This is a genomic window from Stutzerimonas kunmingensis (assembly GCF_900114065.1).
GTDB classification, from domain to species: domain Bacteria; phylum Pseudomonadota; class Gammaproteobacteria; order Pseudomonadales; family Pseudomonadaceae; genus Stutzerimonas; species Stutzerimonas kunmingensis.
Map to the genome: position 1 here is coordinate 537,774 of NZ_FORS01000002.1, position 15,748 is coordinate 553,521.

Genomic DNA, 15,748 nt, shown 5'->3' on the forward strand with positions numbered 1-15,748 from the left:
AGCAGTGCGCCGATGGGGAATCGGCGGCGCAGGACTATAGCGAGCCTCCGGGCACCACGCAACCCGAACGGCGCCGTTGCGTGGCCTCAGTCGCTGGAAACTGACGAAAGCTGCCACCAGCTCGGCAGCAGGCGGCGTATCTGTGACCGGCCGAAACGGTCGTCGATCAGGTGCACGACGCCTTCATCGCTCTGTGTGCGGATAACCCGTCCCGCAGCCTGCACGACTTTCTGCAGCCCGGGGTAGAGGTAGGTGTAGTCGTAACCCAAGCCGCGGCCGAATAGCTGTTCAAGGCGTGCCTTGAACTGCTCGTTGACCGGATTGACCTGTGGCAGGCCGAGGGTGGCGATAAATGCGCCAATCAAGCGGTTGCCTGGCAGGTCGATGCCTTCGGCGAATGCGCCGCCGAGCACCGCAAAACCGACGCCCTTGCTGTGCTCGGTGAATCGGTCGAGAAATGCACTGCGGGCCGCTTCCTGCATGCCGCGAGTCTGCTCCCAGAAGGGCACGTCCGGATACTGCACGCGCAGCAGGGTAGTGACCTGTTGCAGATAATCAAAGCTGCTGAAGAACGCTAGGTAGTTGCCGGCGCGCTCGCGATATTGCTGGGCGATGAGCTCGACCACGGCACCCAGCGAGGCCTGGCGGTGCTGATAGCGGGTCGAGACGTGCTCGGCCAGGCACACCCGCAGCTGATCGGCCTGGAACGGTGATTCGACCTCGATCCAGGCGCTACCCGTGGGCAGCCCCAACATATCGGCATGGAACCGGCGCGGGTTGAGCGTGGCCGAGAACAGCACCGTCGAACGAGCCTGTTCTAACCGTGGCGCGAGGAAGGGCGCCGGAACCACATTGCGCAGGCACAGCATCGAACGCTTGGTCTTGCCGCGGCCAGTTGCGGGTAACACGCTGATATCGAACAACGAATGCTCGCCGAACTGTTCGGCGATCCGGCAGAAATGCATGGCATCGAAATAGGCCCGTTGCAGCTCTGCATCCAGCCCGCCGGGCTGTTCGCCAAGGTAATCGGTGACGGCGCTGACGGCCTGTTGCAGCGCGCCGAGCAGCTTGAGCGGCAGCTCGGGCTGCACCTGATAATTAGCCAGCTGCTCGCGATGCAGGTCGTTCCAGCAGCGCTGTACCCGACCCAGCGGGCGTTTCAAGGGCGCCGGCGCCTTGCCGCCGAGACCGGCAAAGACCCGCTGATCGAGCTCGGCGCTGTACATGCCGCGCGCGCGTTCGAGCAGGTTGTGCGCTTCGTCCACCAGCACGCTGATACGCCAGTCATTGTTGAGCGTCAGGCCGTAGAGCAGGGCGCTGATGTCGAAATAGTAGTTGTAGTCGCCGACCACGGCGTCCGCCCAGCGCGCCAGCTCCTGGCTGAGGTAATAGGGGCAGACCTGATGGGCGAGGGCGACCTCTCGTAGGGCCGCTTGGTCGAGCATGCTGTGCTGCAATGCCGCTGCTCGGGCCGCGGGCAAACGATCATAGAAACCCTTCGCCAACGGGCAGGATTCGCCGTGACAGGCCTTGTCCGGGTGCTCGCAGGCCTTGTCACGTGCGATCAACTCGAGCACACGCAATTCACCCGCGCCGTTGCGCTGTAGCGTTTGCAGTGCATCCAGCGCCAGGCGGCGGCCGGAGGTCTTGGCAGCGAGAAAGAACAGCTTGTCGAGCTGCTGGCCGGGAAACGCCTTGAGCTGCGGAAACAGCGTGCCCAGGGTCTTGCCGATACCGGTCGGCGCTTGCGCCATGAGCGTGGTGCCGGTACAGGCTGCCTTGTACACCGCCTCGGCGAGTTGCCGCTGGCCGGTGCGGAAATCGGCATGAGGAAAACCCAGCGCGGTGAGCGCCTGATTGCGCGCGTCGCGATGGGCCAGTTCCTGTTCGGCCCAGTCGAGAAACGCCTGACACTGGGTTTCGAAAAAAAGGCGCAGGCTCTGTGCTCCGTGGCGTTCGACGAAGAGGGTTTCCTTGTGGCTGGCGACGTCGAAATAGACCAGTGCCAGCTCGACCTCGTCGAGCTGGCGCGTCTGACACAGCAGCCAGCCGTAGATCTTCGCCTGCGCCCAGTGCAATTGCCGATGGTTGGCCGGCTGACGTTCCAGATCCCCGCGGAAGGTTTTGATTTCTTCCAGGCGGTTCCGCGCCGGGTCGTAGCCATCGGCGCGGCCGCGCACCATGAGTTTTCCGTATTGGCCCTCCAGAGCCACTTCACGTTCGTAGCCCTCGCCGCGCCTGGCGCTGACCTGGGCGTGGCCGGCGATGCCTTCCAGCGCGGTGGGCGAGGGTGTGAAGCGCAGGTCCAGATCGCCGACCTTGGCGGTGAATTCGCAGAGCGCGCGCACCGCGACCCGATAGCTCACGCCATGACCTCAGCCCATTGCACATGGCAGACCGCAATCGGCAGACCGTGCTGATGGGCGTAATCGATCCAGCGCTTCTGGTTGTCCTGCAGGCGATCGCCCGGGCCTTTCACCTCGATCATCCGGTAGCGGCGTTCTTCGGGCCACAGCTGGATGAGGTCCGGCAGGCCAGTACGATTGCCGCAAACATCGGCGAGGATGCGCTGAAACATCAGCTTCAGATGCGCGGCGGGAATGCACGTCAGGGCATGGGTCAACAGCTCCTCGTCGAGCAGCCCCCAGGCAACGAACGCGTTATGAATGCCGAGCTTTGCCTGGAAGGTGCGCCAGATGCAGTCGCGGTAGTCGTCACTGTCGAGACAGGCCAGGCAGGCGGCAAACAGGTCGGCGCGCCGTTGATGAAAATCCGCACGATTCAGATCGGCCGGCGCCCAGTGGAAAGGGTGGAAGAACGCACCGGGCAACGGTGCGAAGATCGCATCCCAGCAAAGCAAGCCGAACAACGAGCCGACCAGGGCATTCTCGACGTAGTAGACCGGCGTGTCTGGTGTCGACAGGTGCTCGCGCACCGCATGCTCGACGCTACAGCCGGCCCGGGGCAGGACCAGGTCGAGCTGCTCCGGCTTGCGGTTGAGTGAGCGCAGCGTAGGGATACCCAGGCTGCGCTGCAGGCGCGGCTTGATTCGCTGCAGTTGCTGCAGTTCGTGCTCACTCTGCGGCACAGCCTGCGCCTGATCCAGCAGCTCCAGCGCTGCTGCAGGCTGGCCACAGCGTTCGAGCACACGAATCGCTCGCTCGCGAGCACCGGGATAGCCATTGGAGGCATGCAGACGCAGGGCTTCTGCCAGGTCACCGATGCGCTCGAACTGTTGGGCGATACGCAGCAGCAGCTTGCCGCGGCGACTCTCCAGCCAGGCGTTGGCATAAGGCACCTCGGGCACGTCGGCCAGCACATCGCTCAATGGCTCGCCGGTATCGAAACGCTCGCGGCAACGATGTAGATGCAGATAGGCATCCAGCTCGGTGCGACAGTTGAAGGCACGTGAGCTGGGCGAGAAGACGACCTGCTCGTAACGATAGATGCCAAGGTCAGCCAGAACGAACTCCGACCAGTCCTGATGGATGTTGCCGAAGAACAGCAAACGCAGGCGCTCACACAGATCGTCTATGCATAACGCGAATACAGCGTCTTCGATCTGGCTGCACCACGCCTGAAACGGCTTGGCCATCTGGTGGTCGGCGCGCAGCTTATCCAGCAGCTCGGCCTTGCGCAGGCTGGCTGATGCAGACGACCCGAACACCTGCAGCAGCTCGCCTTTGGTCAGCAAAGCGAACAGCCGCTCGAGCGTCAGGGCCGAAGACGCATCGACCCACCCCAGATCGATCAATGGCTCTACCGCGCGACGCGAGCAGCCAATCTCCGGATAGCGCAGCTTGCTTGCTCGAAACAGCATGCCCTTGCGCATCACCATGCGCACCAGCAGCGCCTGGGAAGGCTGCGGCAACAGGGCGAAACGCTCGATAAATGCCAGCTCGGTTTCATCCAGCAGATCACTGTGGTGACGGCTCACCCAGGCCAGAACCTGTCGGAAGTTTTCGAGGTAGTAGAAGGGATTTTCCAGGGCCTGACGCATTGCACATCCGCTGCAGCTGGGGCGCGCGCGGCCCGCTCAAAGACTGGCTATTTATACAGCTTGAGCGGCGTTTGGCAATTGCCCGGTGATCAGCGGAAGTCTCACCAGCTACAGCAGGCGGCTAGGCGCCGCCTGCTGTGACGTCGTTGGCGAGGTCAGACCGTGCGCGAAAAACGACCGCGCTGCTCGCCGCCGAGATAGGCGTCGAAGGCCATGGCGACGTTGCGCATCATCAGCTGCCCTTGCGGCAAGAGGACCAGCGCATCGTCGTGCAGCTCGACCAGGCCATCGGCCACCGGTTCGGCGAGCTTTGCCAGCGAATCGGCGAAGTATTCCCGAAAATCGATGCCGTGCTTCTGTTCGATCTGGCGGTAGTCGACGCGGCTATGGCACATCAGCGACACGATGACGTCACGGCGCAGGCAGTCATCGTCGCTCAGCTTGTAGCCGCGCTGCACCGGCAGCATGCCCTCGTTGAGGCGCGCGTAATACTGCGATAGCTCCTTGACGTTCTGGCTGTAGCTGTCGGCGACCTTGCCTATGGAGGAAATGCCCAGCCCGATCAGGTCGCAATCGGCGTGGGTCGAATAACCCTGGAAGTTGCGTTGCAGCGTGCCATTGGCGCGGGCAAGAGCCAGTTCGTCTTCCGGCAGGGAGAAGTGATCCATGCCGATATAGATGTAGCCGGCGGCGGTAAGGCGCTGGATGGTCAGTTCCAGCAGCTCGAGCTTGCGCTCCGGCGGTGGCATGTCCTCAGGGCGGATCAGCTTCTGTGCGCGTACCAGCTCCGGCAGGTGGGCATAGCTGTAAGCGGCGATGCGGTCCGGACGAATGTCGATGATCTTGTCCAGCGTGGTGTCGAAGCTGGCGACCGTCTGCAGCGGCAGGCCGTAGATCAGGTCGACGCTGATGGACTTGAACTGTGCGTCGCGGGCGGCCTGGACCAGCTCGCGAGTCTGCTCCTCGGTCTGGATGCGGTTGACGGCGATCTGCACCTGCTCGTCGAAATCCTGCACGCCGAAGCTCAGGCGGTTGAAGCCCAGCTTGCGCAGGCCGTGGATCTGCTCGGGCGTGACGGTGCGCGGGTCCACCTCCAGCGAGAACTCGTGGTTGTCGCTGTCATCTATGTTGAACGCCTGATGCAGGCACGCCATCAGGTCGGCCAGCTGCTCGCTGGTGAAGTAGGTGGGTGTGCCACCGCCGAGGTGCAGCTGAGTGAGCTTGCGCGAACGATCGAACAGTTCGCCCTGCATGGCGATTTCGCGCTTGAGATACTCAAGGTACTCGACCGCGCGCTCGGTCTTGTGGGTGATGATTTTGTTGCAAGCGCAGTAGTAGCAAAGGCTCTTGCAGAACGGAATGTGGATGTATACCGACAGCGGCTTGGGCGTTTGCGCCTGATTGCTGCGTGCGGCGGCGGCACGGTAATCATCCTGGGCGAAGGCCTGGTGAAACTGTGGCGCCGTGGGGTAGGAGGTGTAGCGCGGACCTGGACGGTCGTATTTCTCGACCAGGGCGCGGTCGAAGCTCGGCAGTTGGTCCATGTTCGTTTTACCTAAGGTTGAATTCGGAGTCGGGCGCGGAACGCGGTATCACCCTGGGGTGTGTCCGGCTCAGGCAGGTCATGGGCGCGGATTATGGACGATTCGGTCCGGCGCGCCGACTGTCTCAGATCAAGAATAGCGCCCCGGCGGCACTCCGAACCGCACCGTTGGGCGATTCGAAATGCGTACCGGGCGCGGCCGGGAAGGCCGCGCCGCAGTGGTCAGAGCTTGAACTGGCCGACCAGACGGTTCAGCTCGGTTGCCAGACGCACCAGCTCGTCGCTGATCTGCGAGGTCTGGGATGCGTCAGCCGAAGTGGTGTCCGCAATACGGCTGATGGTCGTGATGTTGCGATTGATCTCTTCGGCAACCGCACTCTGCTGTTCGGCAGCCGTTGCGATCTGGGTGTTCATCTCGTTGATGGTGCCGACTTCGTCGGCGATCACGGCGAGACTCTGGGCAGCCTTCTCGACGCATTGCGAACCCGACCGGGCACGCAATTGTGCTTCGCTCATGGCCTGCACCGCATTGCGAACGCCGCTTTGCAGCTGTTCGATCATGGCCTGGATTTCTTCGGTGGATTTCTGCGTGCGCGAAGCCAGGGTACGTACCTCATCGGCCACCACCGCAAAGCCGCGGCCCTGTTCGCCGGCGCGTGCCGCTTCGATGGCTGCGTTCAGCGCCAGCAGGTTGGTCTGCTCGGCGATGCCGTTGATCACGCCGAGCACCATGTCGATGCTGGCGCTGTCGCTCTCGACCCGCTGGATGACCTGGGCGGCTTTCTCGATCTCGGCGATCAGCACTTCGATACCGTCCAATGCCTCGGTGGCGACCTTCACGCCGGCTTTTGACTCGTTGTCGGCGCCGGTCGATGCCGTGGCGGTCTGGCTGGCATTGCGTGCCACTTCCTGCACGGTCGCGCTCATCTCGTTCATCGCCGAGGCGACCATGTCGGTCTCGCTGCGCTGCTCGTTGACGGCAGCCAGGGTCTTCTCTGCAACATGAGATACCCGCTCGGAGACATCACTGAGCTGATGGGTAACTCCCGCGACGGCCTCCAGGCTATGGCGGAACTTGCCGATCATTCGGTTGAAGGCATCGCCCATCGCGCCGATTTCATCCTTCGCACCCACCTCGACGCTAAGGCTGAGGTCTTCGTCTTCGGCCATGGTATTCATGGTGTGGCGCATGGCAGTGATGCGGCGGATGATGACGTGACGCACGGTCAGGCACATGACCACCACGCCGATGAACAGCAGCAGCAACTGAATCCCGCCGCTGATCATGATGTTGCGGTCGACTTCCTGGTCCAGCGCCTTGAGGTCATAGCTGATGCGCACAGCGCCCATTACCGTGTTCTCGCCAACCTGGTGGCAGGTCAGGCAGTTGGTACCGCGGTAGTCCGCGTGGGCCAGGATGGGGTTGATGACGGTCAGCACACGGCCACCGTTCTGCTTGTTGACCTCGATGATCGCCTCGCCGCTCAGCGCGCGGCGATCCAGCGCGTCGGCAGGGGCCTGGTGGTCATAGCCAGGGCCGAACACCTTGGTGACTTCTTCCCCGCGGATGATGCGCGCATCGATAACGCCTGGGCGCGCGAGGATCTTGTTCCGCAGCACCTCTCGCTGAGCCATGGTGCCGGTCAGCATCATGGTGTTGATGCTATCGAAATAGGAGTCGGCGGCATCCTTGGTCTGCTGCTCCACAACCTGGAGCACGAGCCGCTTCTCCGTACTGGCAGAGAAGAACAACGAGGCAGACATGATCGCCACCAGGACCAGCACCAGGGCCAGGTTGATCTTTGTCTGCACGGACATTTGTCGGGAGGCGGAGCTGTTGTTCATGGTTTTCCTTAGTACTACTGCCACGCGGGGTCAGCTGCCATTGCAGCACTGCTGCGCTGCCGATACTTGCGACGCAGCATTGAGCAGGCAGTCACCTGCTGATATCGGCGTGCTGTGCGTATTCTTGAAACCAACCGCAGGTGATAGCCATGCGCCATTATTGGGCGGCGCTATGGTATTGCTTTTCGGCTCGAGAGAAGTGCTTCGGGCGACCGACAACAGTGCAATTGCACATTTCCCTGACTCAGGTCATGGGTCGACCGGCTCTCTTTCGGTGCAAGGTGCGACCAAGGTGTAATGATCATTGGCTATGGGTATTCGCGGTTGCGCGTCCGGTTATTCGGTCTCACTGGCACGGTGAAAAAACACCGACAGATGGCTTTACAGAGCGCCCCGACCGCCATTAGCGTGGCGACCCGCCGGAGCAGCGAAACCAGTGCCTCCGAGAGGCAGGCACATAATCTGCATCGAGCGTGAATGTCGCTGCGAACCCCGCTGCAAAACGATGGTCGTAGGCTCTACGCCGGCATGGCCGGGCAACACCGCAAGGCAGCTGCTGTTCTCGATGGCAGTGCATCGACTGGAACCTTTATTTCAAGGACTCACATGATCAAGAAATGCCTTTTTCCCGCTGCCGGATATGGCACCCGTTTTCTTCCTGCAACCAAAGCCATGCCCAAGGAAATGCTGCCGGTGGTGAACAAGCCCCTGATTCAGTACGGGGTTGAAGAGGCGCTGGCGGCGGGGCTGAACCAGATCGCGATCGTCACCGGGCGTGGCAAGCGCTCGCTGGAAGACCATTTCGACATCAGCTACGAGCTGGAGCACCAGATCCGCAACACCGACAAGGAAAAGTACCTGGTCGGTATTCGCCGCCTGATCGACGAATGCAGCTTCTCCTACACCCGCCAGGTGGAGATGAAGGGCTTGGGGCATGCGATTCTCAGCGGCCGCCCGCTGATCGGCGATGAGCCGTTCGCCGTGGTCCTGGCTGACGACCTTTGCATCAACCTCAATGGCGATCCGGTCCTGGCGCAGATGGTCAAGCTCTACAACCAGTTCCGCTGCTCGATCGTTGCCATTCAGGAAGTGCCGCCGGAAGAGACCAGCAAATACGGTGTGATCGCCGGCGAGATGATCCGCGACGATATCTACCGCGTCAGCCACATGGTCGAGAAGCCCAAGCCGGAAGATGCGCCGTCCAACATGGCGATCATCGGTCGCTACATCCTGACTCCGGACATCTTCGATCTGATCGAGCAGACCGAGCCGGGCAAGGGCGGTGAGATTCAGATCACCGACGCGCTGATGCGCCAGGCTCAGGATGGTTGCGTGCTGGCGTACAAGTTCAAGGGCCAGCGCTTCGACTGCGGTAGCGCCGAGGGCTACATCGCGGCGACCAACTTCTGCTACGAGCACTTCTACCTGACCGGCAAGGCGTTCTGAAGCAATTGGGCCACCTAAGGGTGGCCCAGTCACTTCCGGGCCTGCTTCAAGGCTCCGGCATATCCTCGGCACCCGGTCCAAGCGGCTGCCCGTAGCTGAATTCGACATAGTTGCCCGCAGGATCGCGCAAACCGCAGTAGTAGCCCACCGGATAGGGTTCGTCGCGCGGCTCCCATATCAGACAGCCTTCCCTGCGCGCCAGGTCGGCAACCGCATCCACTTCCTCTCGACTGGCCAGCGCGAAGCCGAAATGGCTGTAGTCGTCCATCGCCAGTGATCGATCCTTGCCGCCCGGCATCATCACGAAGATGAACTCGCGCTCTTTTCCAGGCTCCGCCATCCAGACGATGCGTGAGCCCTTTCCGGGGCGCTCGTGAAACACGTGCATGCCGCAGAAGCGCTCATAGAACGCGATACAGGTGTCCAGATCGGGCACGTGCAGAGCCAGGTGGGTGAGGGTAGGGCGCATGCGGCACTTCTTCGGTGATTCAGGCCGAAAGCCTGGGTTATGCTGTTCGCTACAGAAGGAGACAACATTACATGGCTTACGACTTCGATCTATTCGTCATCGGTGCAGGTTCCGGTGGCGTGCGTGCGGCGCGCTTCGCTGCAGGTTTCGGCGCGAAGGTGGCGGTTGCGGAAAGCCGTTACCTGGGCGGTACCTGTGTCAACGTCGGTTGTGTGCCGAAGAAGCTACTGGTCTACGGCGCGCATTACGCCGAAGACATTGGCCAGGCACAGGGCTACGGCTGGACCATCGACGGCGCGACCTTCGACTGGAAGACCCTGATTGCCAACAAGAACCGGGAAATCCAGCGACTGAACGGCATCTACCGCAGCATCCTGGTAGATAGCGGCGTGACCCTGCTGCAAGCGCATGCGCGCCTGGTCGATGCCCATACCGTCGAAGTCGAGGGCAAGCAGTACACGGCCGAGCACATCCTGATCGCTACCGGCGGCTGGCCCCACGTGCCGGCGATTCCGGGGCGTGAGCACGCCATCACGTCCAATGAAGCTTTCTACCTCGAATCCTTGCCGCGACGTGTGCTGGTGGTCGGTGGTGGCTATATCGCCGTCGAATTTGCCTCGATCTTCCATGGCTGCGGTGCCGATACCAAGCTGCTCTATCGCGGTGAGCTGTTCCTACGTGGTTTCGACGGATCGCTTCGCGACCACCTGAAGGACGAGATGATCAAGAAGGGCGTGGATCTGCAGTTCAATGCCGACATCGTGCATATCGACAAACAGGCTGACGGTAGCCTGCTCGCCACGCTGGAAGACGGTCGAACGCTGGAAGCAGACTGCATCTTTTACGCGACGGGCCGTCGCCCGATGCTGGACAACCTAGGGCTGGACCAGGCCGGGGTAGCGCTGGATGCCCGAGGCTTCATCGCTGTCGACGATGAATACCGCACGTCGGTGTCTTCGATCCTGGCGATCGGCGATGTTATCGGTCGCGTGCAGTTGACACCCGTCGCACTGGCTGAGGGCATGGCCGTGGCGCGGCGGCTATTCAAGCCCGAGCAGTATCGCAAGGTCGATTACACGACCATCCCAACCGCGGTGTTCAGTCTGCCGAACATGGCAACTGTCGGGCTGACCGAGGAGGAGGCGCGCGAGCAGGGCTACAACGTAACGATCTTCGAAAGTCGTTTTCGGCCGATGAAGCTGACCATGACCGATAGCCTCGAGCGGAGCCTGATGAAGCTGGTGGTGGATGCTGAGACCGACCGTGTGCTCGGCTGTCATATGGCGGGACCGGATGCCGGCGAGATCATGCAGGGGCTGGGCGTGGCGCTGAAGGCCGGGGCCACCAAGCAGGTGTTCGACGACACGCTGGGCATCCACCCGACGGCCGCCGAAGAGTTCGTCACCATGCGCACGCCGGCGGCGATCTGAAAGCATGCTGGCGGCCGCCTGCGGCGGCGCGCCAGATCACTCAGTGATGATGCCCTGGCGCAGCACCCCCGGCAGCCGGGGCGTCTACCTCGATGCTCACCTCGGTGGTGATCTCGCCGCCGTCCTCGAATTGCAGTGTCACCGGGAAGCTCTCCCCAGCCACCAGCGGCTGCTTGAGCCCGAACAGCATCACGTGATTGCCACCCGGCTTGAACTCCACCTTGCCAGCTGCGGGCACGTCGACCGCCTCGACCTGCTGCATCTTCATCATGTCGCCCTGATGCACATGGGTGTGCAGCTCGGTCTTTTCGGCACGTGAGGTCTGCGCGCCGATCAGGCGCTGTGGCTGCTGACCACGATTTTCCAGTATGAAGTACACCGCGCCAGTCGGAGCGCTGGGCGGCATCGCCCGCGACCACGCCTGGCTGACAGCCAACTCGCTGGTGGCCGCTTGTGTCGAAGCCTGATGGTCGTGGTGGTGCTCCTGCGCAAGGGCAGGCAAGCAGAGTGCCGCAAAAGTACCAGCGGCCAGTAAGCGAAGCAGCATGAGAGAACTCCCGTTCTGTAGAGATGCGCCATATTACGCCGCTGGCCCTGCAGCGGTACGTCTGGGTAGTCAACTTATCGGTCGGCCATGGCCTGCGTGCCGCGCGATGGAGAGGAGGGTGCAGCAATTTGCCACAGGTGTGTTTGTGACACTATATTGCGACGCCTGCACTTGCAGCCATCGAGGATTTCTGTAGCACCTGACTTTTTACGAACGACGCGTTTATCAAGCGCGGCTGATCGGCTTCCTCCACCAAGTGATTGCTCCGACCCTGGTGCTCGGTCATGATCGGCGGCCGCTCAAACAAGCTCGGTACTCCCGGCCATCAGAAGTCAGGGCAACCGATCAATACACTTTCTTTTTCACGCCCCGACGGTTTTTGGGGCATACGAGCTTGCCGTTTCCTTGCAAAGCGCAGGACGCGTCATGTGTTTATACGGACATGATTTATATGAGTTCTGGAAAGTTCGGATTTCTTCCCACCTGCCTGTCTGTCATCGCCCTTGCAGCTATTTTCACTTCCGCCTGGTGGCTTCATCCTGAACGAGCGGTTTCCGGGTTCGCTGTAGCCAATTCTCATGCTCTGCCGCTCGCTAGCAAGGGACCGTTTTACAGCACCCGCTTCGCATCCTCCGATCTCGACGAATTTGTGCATGCCTCCTCGGTGACCTCCTTGCCGGATGGTGGCCTGATGGCCGTATGGTTTGCCGGTTCACGCGAAGGGGCTGCGGATGTTCAGGTGCGCGGCGCGCGATTCGACGCGATTGCGGCGGAGTGGGGCGAGGAACTGGTCCTGGCAACTCGCGAGTCGACTCAGAAGGCGACCCAGAAGCACATACGCAAGCTCGGCAATCCGGTCATTGCGCTGGCTCCCGACAACAGGCTGTGGCTGTTCTATGTGTCGGTATCGATCGGTGGCTGGGCCGGAAGCGCCATCAACGCCATGTATTCGGATGATCTGGGAAAAACCTGGTCGACTCCCAGGCAGCTGATCACCACCCCCTTCTTGAACATCAGCACACTGGTGCGCAATGCCCCGGTATTCCATCAGGACGGCACCATAGGGCTGCCCGTCTACCACGAGTTCCTCGGCAAGTTCGCCGAGTATCTGTACATCAGCCCGAACGGCGAGGTGACCGGTAAAAGTCGAATCAGCAAAGGCAACGATTCACTGCAACCAACAGTGGTGCCGATGGACGAGCAACATGCCGTTGCCATGCTGCGCTATGCAGGTGCCAGCCATCATCGCGTGCTTGCAAGCCGCACCGCGGATGCCGGCAGAACCTGGAGCAAGCCTTATCCGATCGACCCGGCCAACCCCAATTCCGCGCTCGCGGCGGTGGCCACGCCCAATCATGGCCTGTTGGTTGCCCTGAATGATCTGGAGGACGGACGTTTCCGTCTTCGCCTGATGGAAACCGACTCGAGCCTCGATCTCTGGAAGCCGGTGATTGACCTGGACGAATCGCCTGACCCGGAGGGCAACCCGTTCACCCCGGAGGTATATCGGGAAATCATCGGCGACAAGTTTCGCCTTTCCAGCGGGCCGCGGCGGCTATCGCTGGTAGACGAGTTTCTGACAAACCTGGATAAGCGCGTCTGCAAGACCCACGGCTGCGATTTCGAGTACGAGTATCCCTACTTCATCAGGAGCGCCGACGGTCTCTACCACCTGGTCTATTCCTGGAACAACACATTCATCAAACACGTCAGCTTCAATGATGCCTGGCTACTGGAGCAGCTCTGATGCCTGAACTCTGGCAAGCGCATCTGACCTTCGGGTTACTCGCTTTCATCGTCACGCCTGGATTTGGCTTCGGCCGAGGGGTTCAAGGGCTTCGCCTTTTCCTCCTGCTGGGGATCAGCTTCATTCCTGTGGACGGTCTGTCACTGGCCGCCTACATGCGCAGCTTCACTGATGACGTGGCCATCACGACGCTGGTGGCGCTGGCATTTTTCGCGGCAGTGCGCTTGGGACTGATGGCGATGCCGCCGCAGAACGCGCGCGTGCAATTGTTGATCGCGATGGCGGGGCTGGCGCTTTTTCTCTACCCGGCAACGATGGGCCTGTCCTATCTGGACCCCTATCAGCTCGGTTACGCCCCCCGCCCGCTGATCGTGGTGGTGGGCGTGCTTGCCCTGGGATTGCTGCTGCTCAAGAACTGGCTGGGCGCTTCCATGCTCGGCCTTGCCACCTTGGCGTTCAGCCTGGGGATCAAGCCGTCGCCCAATTACTGGGACTATCTGCTAGACCCCTTCATCGCCTTGTTCAGCTGCGGGGCGTTGCTCGTCTATGCCTGCAAGGCACTCGTGCGCAAGCCAATGCCCGCGTGACGAAAATTACTCCAGCTGACCTGTGATGGCTCGGCTGCGCTATTTGACGATTCGATAGATTCGAGGTTGGGACAATGGGTTGGCTTCAGTCGCGGCGCCTGCATTACTGGTTCGGTGCAGTCGGGATTCTGTTCATTGCGCTCGCAGCATTACGCGGGATTTTCTTCGTCGGTTTTTCCGGACTGGCGCCCAGCACGCTCGGCACGGTCGAAGCCGTACCCGAAACGCTCGGAATCGGCCTGCGTTTCGATCTTCGCCTGGCGATCCTGTTGATGTTGCCGATCGCGCTGTTGGCGTGGCTGCCGGTCTGGAACCTGACGCGCTCCCGCGTCCTTCGCTGGGTGGCGCGGCTCTATCTGGCACTGGCGCTTGGTGCAGTGCTGCTGGTCTACATCATCGATTTTGGCCACTACGCCTATCTCGGGGTGCGCATCAATGCCACCGTGTTGCGCTTTCTGGAGGACGCGCAGATATCCACCGATATGGTCTGGCAAACCTATCCAGTGGTCTGGATCAGCGTTGGCTGGGCGGCGGCAACCGCTCTGGTGTGGTGGCTGCTGCTGCGCTTCGAGCGGGTCACGCTGGATCGTCCGGCAAAGCGAATCAGCCGGCTTTCACTGATCTGGGGTAGTGCGCTGATGGTGGTGGCTGTCTTCATCGCCATCCTCGGGCGTTTCGACAATATCAACCTGGAAAACCCGGTGCCGCTGCGCTGGAGTGATGCGTTCTTCTCGGGCGACAACCAGATCGCAGCCCTTGGCCTGAATCCGGTGATCTTCCTCTACGACACGCTGAAGGTGCCCAATCAGCCGTATGACCGGGAACAGGTCGAGGCCCATTACGATGTCGTCAGCCGTTACCTAGGCGTCGACCAGCCTGATGCGAAAACGCTTAATTTCAGCCGGGAGCAGGGCGTTCAGCCCTATGCGATTGATGGAAAGCGGCCGAATGTCGTCTTCGTCATGCTCGAATCCCTGGGAACCACCGCGGTGGGCGCCTACGGCAATCCGCTCAATCCAACTCCCAATATCGATCGGCTGGCCAAGCAGAGCTGGTTCTTCAAGAACTTCTACGTTCCCGTGACCGGCACCGCGAAGACCGTTTGGGCGAGCATATCCGGCGTACCAGACGTTTCCCGGCAGGAAACCGCGACGCGCAATCCGCTGATCACCCGTCAACACAGCCTCGTCAACGCGCTGCAGGGCTACGACAAGTACTACATGATTGGCGGCAATTCCGGCTGGGCCAATATGAATGCCCTGATCCGCCAGAGCATCGACGACATCCAGCTATATGAGGAGCGCCACTGGAACTCTCCGATGGTGGATGTGTGGGGAATATCCGACCTGGACCTGTTCAAGGAAAGTGACCGGCTGCTGCGAGAGCAGGGGGAGGGCAAGCCCTTCTTTGCCTATATCCAGACGGCGGGCAACCATCGTCCGTTCACCATACCCAAGCAGAACGACGGCTTCGAAGCCCTCGATCTGCCTTTGGAAAAGGTGCAGGGCGCCGGTTCCCGCAGCGTGGCGCAGTACAACGCGGTCCGCCTTCTGGATTTCAACATCGGCCGCCTGATGGAGATTGCGAAGGAAGGCGGCTGGTACGACAACACCATCTTCGTCATGTTTGGCGACCACAACACGCGCATCGCTCAGATTCCGCACATGCTGCCGGCATACGAAAAGCTGGGGCTCGAGAGCAATAACGTTCCGTTGTTGATCCATGCGCCCAAGCTGCTGGAGCCACGAGTGATCGAAGAGGCCGTGGGTCTGGCCGATCTGCTACCGACCGTACTGGGCATGGCCGGCATGGAGTTTCGCAACGGTGCGATGGGACGCGACATCCAGCAGTCGGCTCCTGAGGGGGAGCGCGTGGTTCCACTCGTGCTCCGCGAAGGCACGTTCCCGCTGATTGGTGGCGTGACCAAGGACTTTCTTCTGCAGATGCAGCACGACGGCAGCCAGCCGTCCCTGCACGAAATTGCATCACCGGAGCCTCTGGTCGACGTAGCCGACCGGTATCCCGAGGAATTCCAGCGACTTGTCGCCCTGACACGGGGACTGCACGAGGCATCGCGCCTGATGCTCTATCAGAACGTCAGGAAGGACTGAGTTCCAGGGCGGTGACTGCCTAT

Annotated in this window: 11 protein-coding genes; 5 read left to right on the forward strand and 6 right to left on the reverse strand. The window is 61.4% G+C overall.

Annotation, left to right across the window (positions count from 1 at the left end):
• Positions 1-86: 86 nt before the first annotated feature.
• The 4 genes from BM275_RS07020 to BM275_RS07035 all read right to left on the reverse strand — a co-directional run bounded on the left by BM275_RS07020 (position 87) and on the right by BM275_RS07035 (position 7,388).
• Positions 87-2,366, reverse strand: a complete 2,280-nt coding sequence (locus BM275_RS07020) for an ATP-dependent DNA helicase (RefSeq protein ID WP_090520209.1) — start codon at positions 2,364-2,366, stop codon at positions 87-89.
• Positions 2,363-4,000, reverse strand: coding sequence for a VRR-NUC domain-containing protein (locus BM275_RS07025; RefSeq protein ID WP_090520211.1), 1,638 nt, complete (start codon positions 3,998-4,000; stop codon positions 2,363-2,365). Before BM275_RS07025 ends, BM275_RS07020 begins: the two co-directional genes overlap by 4 nt.
• Before the next feature lie 155 nt (positions 4,001-4,155).
• Positions 4,156-5,544, reverse strand: a complete 1,389-nt coding sequence (gene hemN, locus BM275_RS07030; protein WP_090520213.1) for an oxygen-independent coproporphyrinogen III oxidase — start codon at positions 5,542-5,544, stop codon at positions 4,156-4,158.
• Positions 5,545-5,765: 221 nt separating this feature from the next.
• Positions 5,766-7,388: a methyl-accepting chemotaxis protein gene (locus tag BM275_RS07035; RefSeq protein WP_014820238.1), complete on the reverse strand. Its 1,623-nt coding sequence runs from the start codon at positions 7,386-7,388 to the stop codon at positions 5,766-5,768.
• Positions 7,389-7,994: 606 nt separating this feature from the next.
• On the opposite strand from BM275_RS07035, the gene galU reads away from it, so the two are divergent.
• Complete coding sequence (gene galU / locus BM275_RS07040) at positions 7,995-8,834, forward strand: UTP--glucose-1-phosphate uridylyltransferase GalU (RefSeq protein ID WP_014820237.1); 840 nt, start codon at positions 7,995-7,997, stop codon at positions 8,832-8,834.
• A 46-nt stretch (positions 8,835-8,880) separates the two neighbouring features.
• On the opposite strand, the gene BM275_RS07045 is transcribed toward galU, so the two are convergent.
• On the reverse strand, positions 8,881-9,303 hold the full coding sequence (locus tag BM275_RS07045) for a VOC family protein (RefSeq protein WP_090520215.1): 423 nt from the start codon (positions 9,301-9,303) through the stop codon (positions 8,881-8,883).
• 71 nt (positions 9,304-9,374) lie between these two features.
• Between BM275_RS07045 and gorA the strand changes: the two genes are divergently transcribed.
• Positions 9,375-10,733, forward strand: a complete 1,359-nt coding sequence (gene gorA / locus BM275_RS07050) for a glutathione-disulfide reductase (protein ID WP_090520217.1) — start codon at positions 9,375-9,377, stop codon at positions 10,731-10,733.
• Between the two features lie 40 nt (positions 10,734-10,773).
• On the opposite strand, the gene BM275_RS07055 is transcribed toward gorA, so the two are convergent.
• Positions 10,774-11,280, reverse strand: a complete 507-nt coding sequence (locus tag BM275_RS07055; protein WP_023445397.1) for a copper chaperone PCu(A)C — start codon at positions 11,278-11,280, stop codon at positions 10,774-10,776.
• A gap of 451 nt (positions 11,281-11,731) precedes the next feature.
• On the opposite strand from BM275_RS07055, the gene BM275_RS07060 reads away from it, so the two are divergent.
• The 3 genes from BM275_RS07060 (at position 11,732) to BM275_RS07070 (ending at position 15,725) form a co-directional block, all read left to right on the forward strand.
• Positions 11,732-13,027 (forward strand): sialidase family protein, encoded by a 1,296-nt coding sequence (locus tag BM275_RS07060; protein ID WP_208607447.1) that lies wholly within the window; start codon positions 11,732-11,734, stop codon positions 13,025-13,027.
• On the forward strand, positions 13,027-13,614 hold the full coding sequence (locus BM275_RS07065) for a hypothetical protein (protein WP_090520219.1): 588 nt from the start codon (positions 13,027-13,029) through the stop codon (positions 13,612-13,614). Before BM275_RS07060 ends, BM275_RS07065 begins: the two co-directional genes overlap by 1 nt.
• Before the next feature lie 74 nt (positions 13,615-13,688).
• Positions 13,689-15,725 (forward strand): LTA synthase family protein, encoded by a 2,037-nt coding sequence (locus BM275_RS07070; RefSeq protein ID WP_090520222.1) that lies wholly within the window; start codon positions 13,689-13,691, stop codon positions 15,723-15,725.
• The last annotated feature ends 23 nt before the right edge of the window (positions 15,726-15,748 follow it).